This window comes from Herbiconiux sp. VKM Ac-1786 (assembly GCF_015350805.1).
Lineage (GTDB): Bacteria > Actinomycetota > Actinomycetes > Actinomycetales > Microbacteriaceae > Herbiconiux.
The window spans coordinates 2,151,243-2,170,358 of record NZ_JADKSG010000001.1 but is presented as its reverse complement, the minus strand read 5'-3'; the positions used below and the strand labels follow the sequence as shown (position 1 = coordinate 2,170,358).

The window sequence follows — 19,116 nt, the reverse complement described above, 5'->3', positions numbered from 1 at the left end:
GCGATCATGAACGGGTGCGGGGGCGCCGGGTGATCCCCATTTCACGGCTCCCCCGCATATCCCCCCAGGCGCCGAGGACAAGCCGCTCAGAGCGGCCCGCTCCACCCTCGCACCGCGTGCACCACCGCCGACTTCGGGTACGCCGACGCCCCCGACCGCGGCCCGATCTCGAACACATCGACCATCAGCTGCAGTGGATACCCCGGCGCCGCCGACGATGAGAACACCACCCGCCCCTCGCACCCGATCACCGTGCCCGCCGGCCCCCACACCACCGACCACGTGTGGGCCCGGGCCGCACCCACCGGCACCGTCACCGACCGCATGTCGGTCTCGAGCCGATCATCCCCGTGCGCCTTGAGCCCGCACCGCGCCCGAACCGAAGAAGGCCCCACCGCCGCCGCATCGATCTCGACCACGCAGATCTCCCCGCAGTCGCGCGCCGACCCCTCCTCGACCCCCACGAGCCACACCGCGAGCATGCACCCCTCGTCGACGCTCGCGCTGACGGTCACGTCGACCCGCCCCGACGACGGCGTCCACAGCAGCCGCGTCGGCACCGCCGTGCGAACCCGCAGCCCGGGCCGATGCCGATGCGTCCCGCGCTCCGACCCCACCGGCCCCGAGAACACCGCCGTCTGCAGGTTCGACACCCGCAGCGGCGCATCCTCCTCGCGCCAGTCGAGCTGATCCTCCTCGATCAGCAGGCGAACTCCGGATGCTCCCGCCGGAGCCACCCGCGCCCCCGACCGAGAGGGCGCCGTCCACTGCGGCAGGTACTCGGCCACCCACAGCTCGTCGCACACCCGCCCACCGACGAACCGGTCCTCGACATCGGGCGCCCGCGCCGGCGCCGGAGGGAAGTCCCTGTCCATCAGCCCGACCTCAGGCCCGCGGCGGGTCACCCGCCGTCGCGAACCGCTTGCCCACGACGAACCACACGATCGACCCCAGCAGCGGCAGGATCAGCACCACCAGCACCCAGATCACCTTCTCGGCGGTCGACGCCCGCGGCGCCTTGATGATGCTCACCAGCGCGGCGATGAAGAGGATGAAGGCCGCGAGGCCGAGGAGCAGGATCAGCGCATGACCGCCGTCGACGTTCGAGAACATGCCCTCCATCCTGGGACAAGCCCCGTGAGAACACGAGCCCCGGGCGCGAAGAACGCAGTGGCGCCCCGCCCCTAGACTTCTCCTGACCGACCGGGGAGCTCGTATGGCGTTGTGGGGAGTGCCGCGCACACCCGTCGACTCCCTCCGCCGTCTGCGGCTGAGCGAGCAGCTCGAGGGCCCGACCCCGGTGGTCGCCCTGCACGCCCCCGCGGGCTTCGGCAAGACGGTCGCCCTCGCCCAGTGGGCCCGCGACACTGCTGCCGACGGGCTCTGGCTGCGGGTGCGTGACCGCGACGTCGACACGCGCGCCTTCGTGCAGCAGCTGGCCGACGAGCTGATCGCCTCGGGCCTGTCCCCGGCCGACGGCCCGCTCCGGCACCTCGGCGAGGCGGTCAGCGCCGGAACCGACCCCTGGCAGCTCCTGCGGCGAGCGCTCCGCGACCTCGGCGAGCTCGTGCTCGTGGTCGACGACGCCGACCGACTGACGGCGCCGGCCGTCGAGGGCCTGATCGCCCAGGCGCACGAGCTGCCGACCCTGCGACTGAGGACGACCGCGCGCAGCGGCTCGGCGCTCACCGACCCGGGTCTCGCCCTGACGCTCGACGCCCTGGTGCTCGGCCCCGAGCAGCTGGCCCTGACTCCCGACGAGGCCCGCGCGATCCTCGGCGCGCAGGCGGCCGACGGCACCCTCGACGAGGTCCTCGCGTCCGGCGGCTCCCCCCTGATCGCCCGAGCCCTGGCCCAGGCCCAGGCCCCGTCCCACCGCGAGTCACCCGGCCAGACGGCGGCCGAAGCAGCGCACGCCCCCGCCCGCCCGCACCCCCGCGCATCCGACGCCCTCGCCGACCTGCTGGCCCGCCGCATCGCGACCGAGCAGTGGGAGTCGCGCTTCGTCAACTTCCTCGCCCGCACCTCGGTCGCCGACGAGCTCACCCTCGAGCTGGCCACGACCCTCTCGGGCGACGACGACAGCGAACGGATGCTCGCCCGAGCCGAGCGCGAGGGCCTCGGCCTTCGCACCGGTTCCCCCGCCACCGGTGCGCGCTTCCGTTACGCGCCCCTGATGCGCGAGGCGTTCGAACGGCTGCTGCGCGCCGAGCACCCGCGCGAGGTGCGCGCGCTCGAGCTCGCGACCGCCCGCTGGGAGGCCGAGCACGGCTACGTCTACCGCGCCCTCGCCCGGGCCCGCCAGCAGGAAGACTGGGCGCTCGCCACCGCCGTCGTGCGCGAGGGCTGGCACGTGCTCCTGCGCAACCACGGCAGCCAGGTGCGCGAGCTCTTCACGCACGTCTCGGTGCTCACCCTGCGCAAGCTGCCGCTCGTCACGATGATGCTGGCCATCATCTACAACGCCCGCCGCTCGAACCGTCTGCGCGCACTCGAGTTCTTCGCCCTGGCGAGCTACGGCGCGAACCGCCAGGCCTCGAGCGCCAGCCCGCCCGACCGTGCGCTGCTGGCCGGCGTGCAGGCGGCCGCCCTCCGTGTCAGTGGCCGGATGCCCCAGGCCCTCGTCGCGGCCGACCGCTGCCATGACACCCTCCGCTCGATGTCGCCCGCCGACCACGAGCTGCTCGGGCCGAACGAGCCCTCGCTCTGGAACCAGGCCGGCACCACCTTCTTCTACAACGGACGCACCGAACTCGCCCTCGACTCCTTCGCCCGCTCGACGGCGGTGAGCGACGCCCGGGGTCTCACGGCGGGCATCCTGGCCCTGGGCATGACGGCCGGCGTGCACGCCATCGCGGGCGACCTGCCCGAGTCGGCCGCCACGGTCGACGAGGCGTCGCAGCGGGACTGGCCGGAGGGCTGGCTCGACGGCTACTCGGGCAGCTTCTACCAGATCGCGCGCGCCTTCCTCGCTCTCGAGGCCTTCGACCTCGACGAGGCCGACCGGCGGGTGCGCATCCTCGACCCGCACCGCGAGACGATCGAGCACTGGAGCCTGCTGGCCCACCTCGACACGGTGATCGGCCTGATGCGGGGCGACTCGGGCGAGACGCTGCACCGGCTGCAGAGCACCGTGCGCGCGCAGCACCGCCGCCGCAACGCCTCGGCGTTCTCGACCGACCGGTTGCGGCACACCTTCGTGCTGGCGCACCTGGCCGACGGCGACGTGCCGGCGGCGATCCGCGCGCTCGGACCCGTGCCGTCGCCCAGCCGCGCCAAGTCCGGCGCACCCGCTTCGCTCGACCCGCGCCTGGCCGTCAGCCGCGCCCGCATCGCGCTGGCCCGCGGGCTGCCCGACGAGGCGCTGATGCTGCTGCCGCCCGAGTCGGCCCCGGCGGCCTCCAGCCGCAGCCGCGGCGAGGCGCTCGTGCTCGCGACCGCCGCCCTCGCGCAGCTCGGCGACGACGAGCAGACGCTGCGCGCGGCGGCGTCCGCGCTGGCGTTCACCGCCGAGCGCCGCCAGCAGCTGGCGCTCGCGTTCGTGCCGCGGCCGGCGCTGACCGAGCTGGTCGCCGTGCTGCAGCGCTCGGGCGCGACCGAGCAGGCCGCGAGGGTCGAGCGGGCACGGGAGCGGGCGTTCATCGCGGGTGAGCTGTCGGGCATCCGTCTGACACCCCGTGAGCTCGAGGTGGCGCGGCACCTGAGCACCGGCGCCGCGCTGCCCGACATCGCGGCCGCGCTCTCGGTGTCGCCGAACACCGTGAAGTCGCAGGTGCGCTCGCTCTACCGCAAGCTGGGGGTCACGAGCCGGGCCGAGGCGGTGTCGCGGCTGACGGTGCTCGGCATCACCTCGGCGAGCGAATGGGCGGGCCGCTGAGCTCGGAGTCGGTCACCAGTTCGGCCGCGGGTTCGCGCGTGAGCACGCCGCGGAGGGCCGGCAGCGGCAGCAGTGCGACGAGCGCCACGACGGCGGCCGTCAGGCACAGGGCCAGGTAGTCGTCGGGCCGGCCCGAGAGGGGGTCGGCGCCGCCGATCAGCAGCAGCACGGTCGCGATGGCGGGCGAGACGGTCGCGGGCAGCGTCTCGGCGATGTTGAAGACGCCAAGGTAGGCGCCGTGCTTGGCCGCAGGGATGGTGCGGAGCGCCAGCGCCAGGTCGACGGCGTAGAAGGCGCCGAGGGCGAGCCCGCCGAGCGCCGCTCCGGCCACCAGCAGGGCGATCTCGGTGCTGCACCCGCGCAGCACCGCAGCGAGCGCGAGTCCCACGGCGGCGAGCACGATGTACCGGCGGTAGTCGCCGCGCCGGCCGGCGATCGCGCCGGTGACCAGCGCCGACACGACGATGGATGCCCCGCCCGCGAGCGTGACGAGTGCCACGACGGGGCCGGCCGCTTCGGGGCTGAGGCTCATCCGGTCGCTGACGAAGAAGAGGGTGAACGAGGTGACGAGCCCGAACGCGAGATGCATCAGGCACCGCTGCAGCCAGACCAGGGCAAACGGCCGGGCCCGCCGCAGCTCGTCGCGATCGGGCAGGGCCGGCCTGCCCACTCTTCTCGTCATGGCCTGAGCACCCAGCGGCGGATCCTGCAGCAGCAGGCACGCCACCAGCACGACCACCACGGCGACGGTCGGCATGGCCATGACGACGATGTCGATGCGCCCGGGCAGCACCGCGGCCAGCACGAGCGGAGGCAGCGTTCCGAGGAAGGCGGCGGCGCCGAAGATCCCGGATGCGAGGGCCCGGCTGCGCTCGCTCACCTGATCTCCGAGCAGGGCGGCCACCGCGGCGAGCGAGGCGTTGTAGGCCGTCTGCGCGAGCACCCACGCGATCGCGAGCGCGGCCACCGAGTCGGCGTTGACGACGAGCAGCGACGCACCCCACCCGCCGACCACCCCCGCCAGCAGCCACGGCCGCCGTCGCCCCCACCGCCCCGGCGTGCGGTCAGACAGGATGCCGAACAGCGGATTCGCGACCACCGACGCGATCGCCCCGCACACGGTCACGAACGCGAGAGTCTCGGTGCGCTGATCCTCCCCCACGAGCCCCGCGATGCGCAGCGGCAGCCCCGTGATGACGGGCGCCGTCAGCGACCCCAGCAGCACGAGGTTGACCAGGGCGAACAGCCCGATCTGCCGCTTGTCGCCCCTGCCGCCCCTGCCGCTCACTCGCGACAGGCTACCGCGAACCAGGCCGCTATCAGGTGACCGCCCACTATGCCAGTCCGGGATAGCATCCTGATGAGCGGGAGTCACTGCCTGTGGTCGGTAAGTACTCCCGCTCACCGAACGACCACCGGGTTCGCGGTGCGTCGAGCTGCCAGAAACCCTCGCCGACGCTCCGACCGCTCAGATCCCGTTCCGACACCCCGACGGTGAATCTCGCTCGCACAGGGGACACCATTGACGCTGAACACCCTCGTAGCGATTGACCATGACAATTCCATGCTCTTCGCATCCGCGCGCTATTGCGATCATCGGCCACCTCCCTGATTTCGGCTGATCGTACCCGCGTCGAGTTACGGTCACATGAACAACCGACGGGTCTCCGATTCTCTGCTGCCTGCTCGTCGACCTCCGCGGCGTCTGGGAACATGCTCCATGCTGCTTCTAGCGTCCTAGCATTGACTCCGTTCATTCCGCGCCCCACCCAGGCATCCGTCGGTCACCCAACCGATGTGCGGACCAGATACGAGATGACCCGAGTATGCCCAAATTCAAAAATCAGTCCACGACCGCGCTTTTCGTGACAGCCGGAATCCTTGCTATCTGCCTGATAACGGGAGGGATCGTGTTCGTCACATCCGAAGCAGCACGCGCACACGGCACCGACAACCCGGGCGGGTGCGCTCTCGGATTCACGATGGGGGACCCAGGGACGGGAGACCCATATCCAAACAGAGGCGACGCCGACGGGTCAGCGGCGCATCCCTACCCTCTCGGCTCCACGGTCGTGTGCACCGAGGGCGGCGTCGCGTGGACTATCGCGCTCGGTCAGCCCGAGATCGGCGCCCTGACCGACGACTCGTCCGATGCCGACCGGAGCTACATGGTCCTGCCGGTCGAAGCTCGCTATGTCGGAACGGAGACGTCGGTGATTTCCGACGACCTGCAGTTTTCGTACGTTGACTCTGCAGGTGTCAATCACTCCGCGACGGCCGATCCGGCTCGTTCCGACTCCCTCTTCGACTTTCCCCGTCTGTTTCCGAACGGTGTCGCGACGGGGAGCGTAGCGATCGTCGTTCCCGCGGATGATGACTTGGCGGGCAGGTTCGTGGTGACCATCGCGGCGACTGATCAAGTGCTCAATTTCACCCTGTAGGGATACTGAGGCAGGGTCGGATTCGCTTCCGTCATCGCCTGAGCTAGCATCGAACCGATCTGCACAGATCACTGAGCCCCCGGCTCGGCCCGCGGGTCGGCCGGGGGCACTTTCGCGTGGTGAGGGCTTCCCGGGTAGCCTCGGTGCAGCGATCACGGCTGAGTGGGGACTCATGGTGGACGTCGAACGACGCACTGTGCTTGGGGCGGCGTGGACAGCGCCGGTCATCGCCGCTGCGGCGACCGCTCCAGCAGCTGCGGCAAGTACGGTCTTGTCACTGTTCTGGTCATCGACGTCGATTGCGACCGGTGGACAAGCGCTGCTCACGTTCAGCGTGCCAAGCGACTACGAGCACCTCGGTAGACCCACACGCTGAGCGTCCTGCGCCTGGTGAGCGGGAGCCCCGCTCGCACCCTGACCTCGTCCAATTACGCGCGAGGGTGGGAGATGGAGCTTGCGATCACCGGAGAACGTCTTTACTGGCGCACTGTAGATGGCCTGCAAAACGAGGTCAGTGTCTTCCCGATCCAGTTCGACGCACGCGATACTGGCGCCGCCACGTACTACGCCGTGGCCGGCGACAACGAGGAAAGAGAACCTCTAGACGTACGTCTCACCACCGATCACGATCAACTAGACAGACTCTGAACGCGGACGTTCTGGCCAGTCCGTCCGGATTTCTGATCCTTCGACCAGGGGTCCAAAGATCAGCGAGGTCGGCTGATTGTCCTGCCGCCATGGACCCCGTCTCCACCGTCAACGCCGCGGGCAGGTGGGGAAGGGGTACTCGTCGAAGCCGATGACCGCGGGGCCGCCGAGGATCACGATGTGCTTAGGCTTCAAGTCCCGCACCGCGGTCAGGAACCCCGCGTCGATGCAGTTCTGCTGCGCCAGGAACACCGGACCATTCGTGATCCCCGCCAGCACACCACCCGAGAGCGCGTCCGGATAGTTCGCACCCGTCGCGACATAGACAGTGTCTCCGTGCTTGGTGAAGAATTCCTGCGCGATCGCAAGCGAGACCTCGAACCGGTCAGCACCCGTCACCCGGGTGTAGCCGTCGGCGCGCGCGCGCAGTTCCAGCCCAAGCTCCCTCGTTACGGCCGCATAGCCGCCGAAGATCGTCACCGACTTCACACCCCGCGACGTCAGCAACTGCGTCTCCGCCACCGTGAGCTTCTGCTTCGACCCGTCCACAAGCAGCAACGGCACGTTCCGCGCCGCAGCCGCCGGGCTCGCGCTCAACGCGTCGGCGAAGTTCCGGCCCGTCGCCACATACACCGCCGTCGACGTCTTCGCGCCGAACTGCGGATGCGCGATCAGGTTCCGCGACATCTCATACCGATCCGCTCCCCCGATCCGCGTGATCGTCGCACCCGGCCGGAGTGCCTTCAGCTGCGCCACCACCGACGGTCGCAACGCCGCCTCACCACCAAGCACCACAATGTTCGACGGCCTCAAACGCACGATCTCATCCGCCACCACTTGCGGAATCGACGCCGCCGTCGACAACAGCAAGGGCGCCGACCGCTGAGCCGCGATCGCCGACCCACTCAACGCATCCGCGAAACCCTCACCACTCGCCAAATACACAAGCGGCGCCGTCATCGGCGCAACCTTCTGAGACACCAAAGCCGAACCCGCAAACCGATCCGGCCCCGCAACCCGCTGCACATCAGGGCCGAGCGGAGCGATCTCCACAGCCGCCGCTTCCAACACCTTGTCGGGATAACCCGACTTACGCCCGGTCACGGCCACCGAGAGGCTGTGACCGGCATCCGGAGTCTGAACCAGGTAGGTCGAGGCGGTCGCGCCGTCGATCGGCGCTCCGTCGCGCTTCCACTGGTACGACAGCTCGACCGATGACGGGCTCCATGAGCCCGCCACCGCCGTCAGGGTGCTGCCCACGGCCGCGGTGCCCTGGATCGTGGGGGTGGGGCCGGCGATTCCTTGCGTCACCGGCACAGGAGCCGACGACGCCGCTTTCACGAACCCCTTCGGGTCGTTCCCCAGCACGACCAGAGTTACCCGGTTGAACAGATCCTGCTCAGTGAGCGTGTAGGTGGACGATGTCGCGCCGGGGATCGGAACGCCCTCACGCCGCCATTCGAGCCTGACGTCCGTCGTCGCCGGCGTCCACTTCGCGACCGTTGCAGTGAGCGTCGAGCCCACTGTGGGCGTCCCGCTGACGGTCGGACGGGGAGCCGAGGCGAAGGTCACCCCTCGGTCGATTGTCATGTCGACGGTCGGCGGCGAATCCTGATCGACCCGGATGACTCGCGCGCCCGAAAGCACCGGGTCCTTGGGCGAATCGAAGTCGAAGTAGGCGGGACGGAAGCCGTCCCAGACCTGCACGGGGACGTACGAGGTGGCGATGGTACCAGGGCCGCTCGGTGCCATGACCAGCGCCTGGAAGTCCTCCGGCGGCATCCGAAGAGAGTACCGGCCTTCCGCGTCAGGATGCGTGATCCTTACCAGTGGCGGCTCTTCGGGTGAGGGGTCGAACGAGGCGAAAGCCACCGTGAACGTCGTGATGTCGCCCTCGACGGGAGGAGCTCGGGTGATGGTTCCGGTCACCAGTGGCCAGCGCTCGAGCACGAAATTCACACCGGTGAGGTGCTGACCGGCCTGGACGGTGATCGTGGGCCCCTCGGCGCCGCTGTACTCGACGTCGTCCTGGTACGGTCCGGCCCACAGGTAGTAGGTTCCACTGGCCAACCCCGTCAGCCTGTAGTCGCCTCGGCTGTCCGTGCCGGCCCAGGGCACCTGCCCGTCTCCGACCGTGCAGAACGGCAAGCCGACTCCATCGGAGCCGAGCACGGTGCCGGAGATCGTGGCGCCTTCCTGGAGCACGACGTCGACGCCAGTCACCGCTTCGCCCTGGCCGACGGAGACTCCTTGCGGGGTCGACGCATCGAGATAGATGTCGCCGGGGTCCCGGAACGAGACCAGCTGTGTGTCAGCAGAGGCCGGAGAAATTGTGTAACGCCCATCGGCGTCGGTGACGACGGTTCTGCCGTTCCGGGAGGCCTCGATCCCCTTGAGGGGCGTCCCCGATTCCGATGTCACGCGCCCACTCACGGATCCCGGCAAGCGGGGCGCGGAGAGCGTCAGGTCCAGTGTGTAGTCCTGGCCGAGCTCGACCCGGACGCTGTTAGAGGCGCTCTCCGCGCCCTCCTTGTATCCGTTGATCCAATAGGTGCCAGCGCGGAGCCCCACGAATCGATACTCACCCGACGCATCGAGCGTGACGTCCTTCCTGAAACTACCGTCCCCGGTGATGACGGCCTTACCTCCCGTGATCGGCTGGCCGTTGGACAACGAGATCGTGCCCGAGACGGTTCCTCCCCTGGCCAGCGCGATGTCGAAAACGTTCGGGCCTCCGGCAACCGGTACGACGGGACTCAGCGCGTCTCGAAGGTACTCGCTGTCGGAGGGAGGTTCGAAGCCGATCACGTAACCGGCGTCATCGAGCGGCACATCGGTGAAGGTGTAATCGCCCTCCGCATCGGTGACCGTGGTCTCGGGGCCGCTCGGAAGGTAGAAGCGCACCTCGATCCCGGCAAGGCCGGGGCCGTCGGGAGTTTCCCCGGTCACCGTGCCGGTGATGGTCACCGTCTCGGCCGCCGCGGCCGCGGATACAGGTGCAGCCGGCGTCAACAACGCTAGGGCCAGTATGCCCACCAATGCCGTCGTCACCCGACCGAAGACCGTCCGTCGTTCGCGCATCGTGGCCCCCGCCGTCGTGCTCACGCCCGCGGCTGGTGCACACCAGGCAGGTCGATCATCACACGTCAACGACCGTCGCCGAAAGCCTCGCCCTATAGACTCCGCCTACCGAAGGGGGTCGGATGCGAGTACTCGCAGAACAGAGGATCGGTGTGCGCCCGGAGATCCAGGCGCTCCGGGCTGCCGCTGTGTCGATGGTCGTCGTGTACCACCTGTGGCCCGAGGCACTGCCCGGCGGATATGCGGGCGTCGACGTCTTCTTCGTAATCTCCGGCTTCTTGATCACTTCACATCTCCTGAAGGACGCGATTCGGACCGGCCGGGTGGACCTGGGACGGTTTTGGGCACGCCGGGCGCGGCGTCTGCTACCGGCCTCGCTGCTCGTTGTACTCGTATCGGCCGTCGCGACGTGGGCGGTCGTGCCCGTGACCTTCTGGCGGGACTGGTTCAGTCAGATGGCCGGGGCCGTGCTCTACGTTCTGAACTGGCAGCTCGCCGGCGACTCGATCGACTACCTCGCGGCAGAGAACAACGCCTCGCCGGTTCAGCACTACTGGTCGCTGTCGGTCGAGGAGCAGTTCTACGTTCTCTGGCCGCTCGTGATCCTCCTCGGGATCTGGATCGCAAGGAAGCGGCTTGACCGGAAATCCGTGATCGCGGTGCTGCTCGGTGGGATCACCCTGGCCTCCCTCGGCTACTCCATCGTCCTGACAATCTCCGATCCCGCACAGGCCTACTTCGTTACGCCCACTCGCGCGTGGGAGTTCGGACTCGGCGGGCTCCTGGCCCTAATCGCCGTGGCGCCACCGGTCCGCCTCCGAGCGGTGCTCGGCTGGGCGGGGATGGCCGGAATCGTCGCCACGTCGCTGACCTACACGGCGTCGACTCCCTTCCCGGGCTACACGGCTCTACTCCCCGTGCTCTCGACCGCGGCGGTGATCTGGGCCGGCGTCACGCCCGAGAGGTGGTCTCTCGCCCAGATAGCCCGGTTCCGGCCCATCCAATACACCGGCGACATCTCCTACTCCCTCTATCTGTGGCACTGGCCTTTGATCGTTTTAGCACCGTACGTGCTCCGAGAACAGGTCTCCCAGCCGGGCCTGTGGCTGCTCCTCGTCATCTCGATCGTGCTCGCAGCGGTGACGAAGCGCTATGTCGAGGAGCCGGGACGCTCGCTGCCGATGCTGACCTCGAGACGCCCTCGATTCACCGCACTGATCACTGTGGGCGCCATGGCGATAGCGTTGGTGGTCCCCGCTGGCGGGTTCCTCTCGGCACGCGCGCAGACGGCCGACGGAAAGCAGGCGGTCGAGCAGGTGCTGCACGACGTTCCCCCGTGTCTGGGCGCTGCCGCGATGGTCGACCCGACTTGCGGGCGCCAGGCTCTCGGGGAGAATCTCTACCCGAGCATCGCCGCGTTGAAGACCGACAACGGCATCGCCTACGACTGCTACAACGACGTGCCAGGCAGCGAGATCGTCGAGACTTGCACGTATGGCTCGACCCGCCCGGATGCGACCCGTGTGGCCATCACGGGTGACTCCCACGCCGCCATGCTGGTCGCCGGCCTCGCCTCGGTCGCCGATCAACACAACTGGACGATCGACACCTACGTGGGCCGCAACTGCATCTGGGCAACTCCCGAGTTCGAGCCAGAGTACGTCGCCTGTCGAACGGCACTTCAGGATGCTCTCGAAGCCGGTGGATACGACACCATCATCACGACCGGGAGAAGCCGGCCCGATGAGTTCACCGAGGCCGAGAACTTGGCCCTCTCCTCAGCCCGCGCCGCAGCCTGGACTCGCGCCGTGGACCAGGGCACCCGCGTAATCGGTATCATCGACAATCCCCTCCTTCCCGAGAACATGACGGATTGCGTGATCGAGCATCCTCGTGAGGCCGTCGAGGGGACCGACTGCCTCGTCGGCTTCGATCAGGCGATGAGGCAGTTCGACACCACCACAGCTGCCGCGGAGATGGAGCCACGAGCGGGGCTTATCGACGTCGGCGACCTCTACTGCCGCGATCAGATGTGTCCCATGGTGATCGGGAACGTCACCGTCTACCGCGATCGGCACCATCTCACCAACACTTACGTCACCACGGCGGCTCCGATCATTGCCCAGCGCCTGGCAGTCGCGATGGGCGATGACCCGCAATAGCCGTCAGCGGCCTGGTCAGCCCTCAGGGCAGGTGGGGAAGGGGTACTCGTCGAAGCCGATGACCGCGGGGCCGCCGAGGATCACGATGTGCTTAGGCTTCAAGTCCCGCACCGCGGTCAGGAACCCCGCGTCGATGCAGTTCTGCTGCGCCAGGAACACCGGACCATTCGTGATCCCCGCCAGCACACCACCCGAGAGCGCGTCCGGATAGTTCGCACCCGTCGCGACATAGACAGTGTCTCCGTGCTTGGTGAAGAATTCCTGCGCGATCGCAAGCGAGACCTCGAACCGGTCAGCACCCGTCACCCGGGTGTAGCCGTCGGCGCGCGCGCGCAGTTCCAGCCCAAGCTCCCTCGTTACGGCCGCATAGCCGCCGAAGATCGTCACCGACTTCACACCCCGCGACGTCAGCAACTGCGTCTCCGCCACCGTGAGCTTCTGCTTCGACCCGTCCACAAGCAGCAACGGCACGTTCCGCGCCGCAGCCGCCGGGCTCGCGCTCAACGCGTCGGCGAAGTTCCGGCCCGTCGCCACATACACCGCCGTCGACGTCTTCGCGCCGAACTGCGGATGCGCGATCAGGTTCCGCGACATCTCATACCGATCCGCTCCCCCGATCCGCGTGATCGTCGCACCCGGCCGGAGTGCCTTCAGCTGCGCCACCACCGACGGTCGCAACGCCGCCTCACCACCAAGCACCACAATGTTCGACGGCCTCAAACGCACGATCTCATCCGCCACCACTTGCGGAATCGACGCCGCCGTCGACAACAGCAAGGGCGCCGACCGCTGAGCCGCGATCGCCGACCCACTCAACGCATCCGCGAAACCCTCACCACTCGCCAAATACACAAGCGGCGCCGTCATCGGCGCAACCTTCTGAGACACCAAAGCCGAACCCGCAAACCGATCCGGCCCCGCAACCCGCTGCACATCAGGGCCGAGCGGAGCGATCTCCACAGCCGCCGCTTCCAACACCTTGTCGGGATAACCCGACTTACGCCCTGTGACCACCACGGTCACGCTCGTCGAAGCGTCGGCCGCCGCCACTGTGTACGACGAACCCGTTGCGCCCTGGATCGGGGCACCGCTGCGTGTCCACCGATACGTCAGCTCAACTGGTTCGGGGGACCACGACCCGACCACCGACGTCAGCACACCGCCAACAGCTGGGGTGCCCTGGATCTCAGGGACAGGCCCGAACAGCGTCTTCTCGACCGTCACGGGCGGCGACGTCGCTGCGGTCACCTGCCCGGCGGGGTCTACGCCCAGTGCGACGGCGGTGACGCGCTGGCCCTCGTCCTCGGCCGTGAGCGTGTAGGTGCTCGCCGTCGCGCCGGTGATCGGCACCCCTTCCCGGCGCCACTCCAGAGCGCGGCCGGTCGCGGCTGGTGTCCAGGTTGGAACCGTCGCCGTCAAGGTCGCGCCGACGGCGGGCGACCCGCTCACCGTCGGACTCGGGGTGAAGGTGAAGGCCGACGCGTGGTCAATACTCAAATCGAGCGACACCGGGGCGTCCGGCTGCACGATCAGGATGCGCGCGCCGGACAGAACGGCGTCGAGCGGGTACTCGGGGTCGAAGAACCGGTCGCGCAGCCCCTGCCACACCTGTGTGTCATAGGTGGTGAGGTTGTTCTCAGAGGGCGGGCTGACGTAGACCTGGTAGCGCCCAGGCGGCAGCTGCAACGAGTAGCGGCCGTTGTCGTCGGGGTTCGTGACGCGGGCTAGTACCGTATTCGTCTCTGGGTTCCGCTCATCGAGGGCGATGAAACCTACTTGGAATTGCGCGAGATCTCCCTCCAGCGGGAGGGCTCTGGTGATCGTGCCGCTCACCGGAGTCGCAGCGCCGGCGGCCTCGGTCTCCGAGACCCCTGCCGGTGACGCCGACGCGGACGCGCCGGGAATCACACAAACTAGTGCCAGGGCTACAACCAAGGCCATCACGAGACGACCGATAGCACCCTTGCCCCGCCCAGATACCATCCGTTGATCATGCATCGTGGCCCCCACCGTCTTACCCCTGCCGCGGCACGATACACATCGGCATGTTGATCATGGCATGCTGACGACCGTCGATAGGCGACGTAATGCCGCGGGCGGGGACGGATTTATCTGGGCTCGGAGCCCGGTCTCAGCAAGTGAAGGCAAGCTCCGAGACCTCAGGCTGGGCGAGCATCGGGCCTACCAGGGTGTCGATTCGCTTCTCCGGCAGGTCGGTCACGTCGATGTCGATCGTCGCGGTCTGGGTCTCCCCCGGGGCAGCCTGGATCACGCCGCGCGCGACCGGGTAGTCTTCGTCGGCCCCGGTGAGGGCCGGCGTCTGGTCGGTGCTGCCGGTGATCGACGCGATCGTCGACCCGGGCGGGGCGTAGACGTAGGTGAAGACGCGCAGGTCGCCGAGCGGGATGCGGAAGCCGTTGCCGCCTGCGCCGGTGATAAATGTCGACAAGCCGGGTACTGACGCTGGGTCGAGGATGTTCGTGGCCGCGATCTGCACGCGCACTACCCTGTTGCCGGCGGCGCACGTCTGCTGCCCGACCTGGATCGTCGAGCGGAGGTAGTAGTCCATCTTCGAGCCGAGGTAATCGCTGTAGTAGACACCGAGCTCGTGTGCGTCGTCGCTCTGCTCGGGCATGCGGCCCTGAAGCCCCGCGTCGGTCACGAGCTTCTGCACCGTCTCATCGATACTCGATGCGAGCATCCGCTGCTCGGCGCCCGACTTCTGCACCGCGTCCACGAACTTCGCGATGTCGACGTTCCCATTCATGATCGAGCCGAACGTCATTGAGGCGGCTGCCGCGAAGTAAGCGTCTTGGGCATCCGCGTCCTCGGAGTAGGTCTGATACACCTGATTCAGTAGCACGTCGTTGGAGTTCTCCGCGGTCAGCTGCGTGCCGTCGGGCAGGTCGATCGGGCCTGTGGCCCCGAGGACGTAGCTCAGAGCGATCGGGTCGACGAAGATCACGGTATCGGGCGTCACTCCGAGTTGGCTCGCCCACATCGAGCGGGTCAGATCGGCCGCGACCTCCACGCGCGGAGTCAGAGTGTTGTTCTGGCTCTGCACACCAAACGGTGGCAGATAGAGTTCTCGCGCCTCGGCGGAGACGTGGCTGTTGGCGAACTGCTCCGACTCGAACTTGAAGTCGCGCCCGGTGGTCTGGCGTGTGATGCCGACTTTGCCCTGGTCGGCTGTCACGAGGATCTGCGCTCCGGCAATGCCGCCCAGCGGTCGCACCTCGGCGGAGTTCTCGAAGACCAGCAGGTAGTTGCGGGGGCCGTTCGCGCCGAGCAAATCGGGCAGTACAGGAGCGAGCGACTTGGCCGTGGCGATTGCCGGCTCCACCTCGCCTACCAGCTCGTCGATTTCCGTCACTGCGTTCTTCACGGGACCGATGAGAGAGGAGGTGTCGAGTGCGGAGATCTTCTGGCTGGCGCCGGTCAACGCCGTGCCGGCCGAGTCCAGCACGGGTGCGACGGAGTTGATCGCGGCGAGGTTGACCGCTCCATCGACCGGCTTGAACACTGCGGGGGAGAGGGTGTCTCCGAGGGCGACCGCGGGTACTACGGCGTTGTCGACGACGTCGGAGACACTGTCGGCGATGGTGCGCACGGCGACGAGGTTCGCTCCGACGGTCGGCAGCTGCTCGGCGATCCACCAAGCGGGACCGGAGGACGCTTCGCGCGCCTTGGTGGCGTGCTCAGCCAACTCGTCGACGTCTGCCTGGGCGGTGGAGGCCTTCCCGTCAAGCACCTTGTCCTTGACCGATGACAGCAGCGGCCGAGCGGCCTCGAGCTCGTTCTTCACGGTGAACGCGCTCATGCCGACCCAGACCGCGCCACCGGCGACAATTACGAGGAGGAGGAAGATCCCGCCGACGACCCAAGGCCAGCGGCGGTGACGGCGGCGTCGCCGACGGGGTCGCTCAGCGACAGTTCGGGAGGATCGGCGTGCAGGGGTCTCGTCGGTCACTGAGACAGGATACCGGCGACCACGTCTGTAGACCTGAGTGAACGACGAATGTCAGCGGGAGAGCTCGAGCGCCTCGCCCGTCGCCGCGAGTTCCTTCTCGGTCGCCTTGCGGTTCGCGTTGAGCTTCGTGCCGAAGGACGGGATCATCTTCGCCAAGCTCTTCTCCCAGGTCGGGTACTGCTCGGGGAAGCACTTCTTGACGAGATCGATCATGATCGGCACGGCGGTCGAAGCTCCGGGCGAGGCGCCGAGGAGACCGGAGATGGAACCGTCGGCGGCGGTGATCACTTCGGTGCCGAACTGCAATACTCCCCCGCGCTTTGCGTCCTTCTTCATCACCTGCACTCGCTGGCCGGCCGTGATGAGATACCAGTCCTTCTCGGCGGCGGTTGGCATGAACTCGCGCAGCGCGGCAAGGCGCTTCTTCTTGCTGGCAAGCAGCTCGCCGATCAAGTACTTCATGAGGTCGAAGTTGTCACGAGCGACGGCGAGCATCGGGCCCAGGTTGTGCAGCCGGATCGAGGCCGGAAGGTCGAGCCACGAACCGGTCTTGAGGAACTTCGGGCTGAAGCCGGCGTAAGGGCCGAACAGGAGCGACGACTGGCCGTCGACCACTCTGGTGTCGAGGTGGGGCACCGACATCGGCGGGGCGCCCACCGCAGCCTTTCCGTAGACCTTGGCGTCGTGCTGGGAGACGATGGCCTGGTTGTCGGTGCGGAAGAACATCCCGCTGATCGGGAACCCACCGAAGCCCTTGATCTCCGGTATGCCCGACTTCTGCAGCAATGGAAGCGCGTGCCCGCCCGCCCCCACGAAGACGAACTTCGCGTTCACGGTGTACGGAGTCGTCCCGACGAGTTCGCGCACCGAGATGTCCCAGGAGCCGTTCTTCTGCTTCTTGAGCTTTTTGACCTCGGTCTCGAGCCGGAGCTCAGCGCCGTTGCGCTGCAGGTAGTCGAAGAGCTGGTGGGTGAGCGAACCGAAATCGACATCCGTTCCGCCGACGACGCGGGTAGCGGCGATCTTCTCGCCCTTCTCGCGGTCGCGAAGGAGCAAGGGCGCCCAGCCGTAGATGACCGCAGGGTCGTCGCTGAACTCGATGCCGGCGAACAGCGGCTCGTCCTTCAGCAGCTCCCACCGTCGGCGGAGGTAGTCGACGTTGTCGGCGCCGCGCACGAAGGTCATGTGCGGAGTCGGGTTGATGAAGCTGTTCGGCTCGTCGAGCACACCGTCCGCCACGAGGGAGGACCAGAACTGCCGACTCACCTGGAACTGCTCATTGATGTTCACGGCGCGCGAGGTCTCGAGCGACCCGTCAGGCCCCTCGGGCATGTAGTTCAACTCTGCCAAGGCCGCGTGACCGGTTCCCGCATTGTTCCATGGGTTCGAGCTCTCGAGCGCGACATCGCTGAGCCGTTCGAACACGAGGATCGACCAATCGGGCTGAAGGCGCTTCAGCATGACTCCGAGGGTGGCACTCATGATGCCACCACCGATCAGGACGACATCCACGTTCTTTGTGCTCACCTGATCGAGTTTACGCTCCTTGTATACAACCCGAGCACACTCGGGCGAATCAAGAACGGGTGAACTTTACGGGCGGCCCATCGCGCGGTACTCCCAGCCGGCGTCGGCCCAGGTGGCCGAGGTCAGCACGTTGCGTCCGTCGACGATCTTCTTGCCCGCGACGAGGCCCTCGAGGTCCGCAGGAACCAGCTCGCGGTACTCGTTCCACTCCGTCAGGAGCAGCACGATCTCGGCGTCCTTGACCGCCTCGCGCGCGTCCTCGACGTAGTGAAGCTGCGGATGCTTAGCCCTCGCATTGGAGATTGCATGCGGATCCGTGGCCGACACGACGGCACCGAGCCCATTCAGCTGCACGGCGATGTCGAGCGCGGGCGAGTCGCGGATGTCGTCCGAGTCGGGCTTGAACGCCAGTCCCAGCACGGCGACCTTCTTCTCGAAGGCCTGTCCTCCGAGCATGTCGACCACGAGATCGACGACGTACTGGCGGCGGCGCAGGTTGATGGCGTCGACCTCCTTCAGGAAAGCCAGCGACTCACCGCGGCCGAGCTCCTCAGCCCGAGCACCGAACGCACGGATGTCCTTCGGGAGGCATCCGCCGCCGAAGCCGATGCCGGCGTTCAGGAAGCGCCGGCCGATGCGGGCGTCGTAGCCGATCGCATCCGCCAGCTCGGTGACGTTTGCGCCGGTGACATCAGCGATCTCGGCGATTGCGTTGATGAAAGAGATCTTGGTCGCGAGAAACGCGTTGGCCGAGATCTTGACCAGTTCGGCGGTCGCGTAATCGGTGACGACGAGAGGGGTGTCCTCGCTGAGGGCCTTGGCGTAGACCTCGTCGAGCACAGCCTTGGCGGCAGCACCCGCTTCCGGATCGGGCGACACCCCGTAGACCAGTCGGTCGGGGGAGATCGTGTCCTTCACGGCGAAGCCCTCGCGCAGGAACTCGGGATTCCACGCGAGGTCGGCCTTGGGCTCGGCGGTGCGCACCTTCTCGGCCAGACGAGCGGCCGTGCCCACAGGCACGGTCGACTTGCCCACGACGAGGTCGCCAGGCTTGAGGAACGGCAACAGGGCATCGACAGCGGCATCGACGTACGTCATGTCAGCGCTGTGCGAGCCCGGCTTCTGCGGGGTTCCCACCGCGATGAAGTGCACTGTCGCGTCTTTCGCCGCCGACGTGTCGATCGAGAATGCGAGGCGTCCAGACGCGCTGGCCGACGTCAGGATTTCGGGCAGCCCCGGCTCGAAGAACGGCGCCTTGCCCGCGGCGAGCGCATCGATCTTGGCCTGGTCCACATCGATGCCGATGACGTCGTGACCGAGCTCGGCCATGGCAGCCGCGTGGACCGCGCCCAGGTAGCCGCAGCCGACAACAGAGATCTTCATGAGTGTTACTCCTACTGATGGGATGTC

Annotated in this window: 11 protein-coding genes and 1 pseudogene; 4 read left to right on the top strand and 8 right to left on the bottom strand. The window is 67.8% G+C overall.

Annotated elements, in window-relative coordinates:
• Positions 1-86: 86 nt before the first annotated feature.
• Both ITJ64_RS10545 and ITJ64_RS10540 read right to left on the bottom strand, forming a co-directional pair.
• The gene (locus ITJ64_RS10545; protein WP_194680566.1) at positions 87-875 is read right to left on the bottom strand and encodes a hypothetical protein; all 789 of its coding nucleotides are present in this window, start codon (positions 873-875) and stop codon (positions 87-89) included.
• 10 nt (positions 876-885) lie between these two features.
• Positions 886-1,113, bottom strand: a complete 228-nt coding sequence (locus ITJ64_RS10540; protein ID WP_228507784.1) for a PLDc N-terminal domain-containing protein — start codon at positions 1,111-1,113, stop codon at positions 886-888.
• 118 nt (positions 1,114-1,231) lie between these two features.
• Here ITJ64_RS10540 and ITJ64_RS19355 point away from each other — a divergent pair, with 118 nt between their 5' ends.
• Positions 1,232-3,877: a LuxR C-terminal-related transcriptional regulator gene (locus ITJ64_RS19355; RefSeq protein WP_194680564.1), complete on the top strand. Its 2,646-nt coding sequence runs from the start codon at positions 1,232-1,234 to the stop codon at positions 3,875-3,877.
• Here the strand turns inward: ITJ64_RS19355 and ITJ64_RS10530 are convergent.
• Positions 3,846-5,165, bottom strand: a complete 1,320-nt coding sequence (locus tag ITJ64_RS10530; protein ID WP_194680563.1) for an MFS transporter — start codon at positions 5,163-5,165, stop codon at positions 3,846-3,848. The two genes, ITJ64_RS19355 and ITJ64_RS10530, sit on opposite strands and share 32 nt — an antisense overlap.
• Positions 5,166-5,703: 538 nt before the next feature.
• Here ITJ64_RS10530 and ITJ64_RS10525 point away from each other — a divergent pair.
• Together ITJ64_RS10525 and ITJ64_RS10520 are read left to right on the top strand one after the other, a co-directional pair.
• Positions 5,704-6,318 carry a hypothetical protein gene (locus ITJ64_RS10525; RefSeq protein WP_194680562.1) on the top strand — a complete coding sequence of 205 codons (615 nt, stop codon included), beginning with the start codon at positions 5,704-5,706 and terminating at the stop codon, positions 6,316-6,318.
• A gap of 447 nt (positions 6,319-6,765) precedes the next feature.
• Positions 6,766-6,966, top strand: a complete 201-nt coding sequence (locus ITJ64_RS10520) for a hypothetical protein (RefSeq protein ID WP_194680561.1) — start codon at positions 6,766-6,768, stop codon at positions 6,964-6,966.
• 108 nt (positions 6,967-7,074) lie between these two features.
• Here the strand turns inward: ITJ64_RS10520 and ITJ64_RS10515 are convergent, their stop codons facing one another.
• A complete protein-coding gene (locus ITJ64_RS10515) occupies positions 7,075-10,071 on the bottom strand; it encodes a cell wall-binding repeat-containing protein (protein WP_194680560.1) in 2,997 nt (998 codons plus the stop codon).
• A 128-nt stretch (positions 10,072-10,199) separates the two neighbouring features.
• On the opposite strand from ITJ64_RS10515, the gene ITJ64_RS10510 reads away from it, so the two are divergent.
• Complete coding sequence (locus tag ITJ64_RS10510; protein WP_194680559.1) at positions 10,200-12,209, top strand: acyltransferase family protein; 2,010 nt, start codon at positions 10,200-10,202, stop codon at positions 12,207-12,209.
• 15 nt (positions 12,210-12,224) lie between these two features.
• Here the strand turns inward: ITJ64_RS10510 and ITJ64_RS10505 are convergent, their stop codons facing one another.
• The 4 genes and pseudogenes from ITJ64_RS10505 to ITJ64_RS10490 form a co-directional block, all read right to left on the bottom strand.
• Positions 12,225-14,042 carry a cell wall-binding repeat-containing protein gene (locus tag ITJ64_RS10505; RefSeq protein ID WP_194680558.1) on the bottom strand — a complete coding sequence of 606 codons (1,818 nt, stop codon included), beginning with the start codon at positions 14,040-14,042 and terminating at the stop codon, positions 12,225-12,227.
• A gap of 298 nt (positions 14,043-14,340) precedes the next feature.
• Positions 14,341-16,029 (bottom strand): DUF4012 domain-containing protein, encoded by a 1,689-nt coding sequence (locus ITJ64_RS10500; protein ID WP_194680557.1) that lies wholly within the window; start codon positions 16,027-16,029, stop codon positions 14,341-14,343.
• A gap of 201 nt (positions 16,030-16,230) precedes the next feature.
• Positions 16,231-17,727: pseudogene (locus tag ITJ64_RS10495) on the bottom strand (malate:quinone oxidoreductase); the annotation flags it as partial.
• 45 nt (positions 17,728-17,772) lie between these two features.
• Positions 17,773-19,089: a UDP-glucose/GDP-mannose dehydrogenase family protein gene (locus tag ITJ64_RS10490; RefSeq protein ID WP_194680555.1), complete on the bottom strand. Its 1,317-nt coding sequence runs from the start codon at positions 19,087-19,089 to the stop codon at positions 17,773-17,775.
• Positions 19,090-19,116: the final 27 nt, after the last annotated feature.

What these genes read in the sequence shown, in the direction of transcription:
- ITJ64_RS10500 (WP_194680557.1), bottom strand. Translation starts at nt 16,029, where the DNA reads ATGAGCGCGTTCACCGTGAAGAACGAGCTCGAGGCCGCTCGGCCGCTG.
- ITJ64_RS10545 (WP_194680566.1), bottom strand. Translation starts at nt 875, where the DNA reads ATGGACAGGGACTTCCCTCCGGCGCCGGCGCGGGCGCCCGATGTCGAG.
- ITJ64_RS10490 (WP_194680555.1), bottom strand. Translation starts at nt 19,089, where the DNA reads ATGAAGATCTCTGTTGTCGGCTGCGGCTACCTGGGCGCGGTCCACGCG.
- ITJ64_RS10520 (WP_194680561.1), top strand. Translation starts at nt 6,766, where the DNA reads ATGGAGCTTGCGATCACCGGAGAACGTCTTTACTGGCGCACTGTAGAT.
- ITJ64_RS10540 (WP_228507784.1), bottom strand. Translation starts at nt 1,113, where the DNA reads ATGTTCTCGAACGTCGACGGCGGTCATGCGCTGATCCTGCTCCTCGGC.
- ITJ64_RS10525 (WP_194680562.1), top strand. Translation starts at nt 5,704, where the DNA reads ATGCCCAAATTCAAAAATCAGTCCACGACCGCGCTTTTCGTGACAGCC.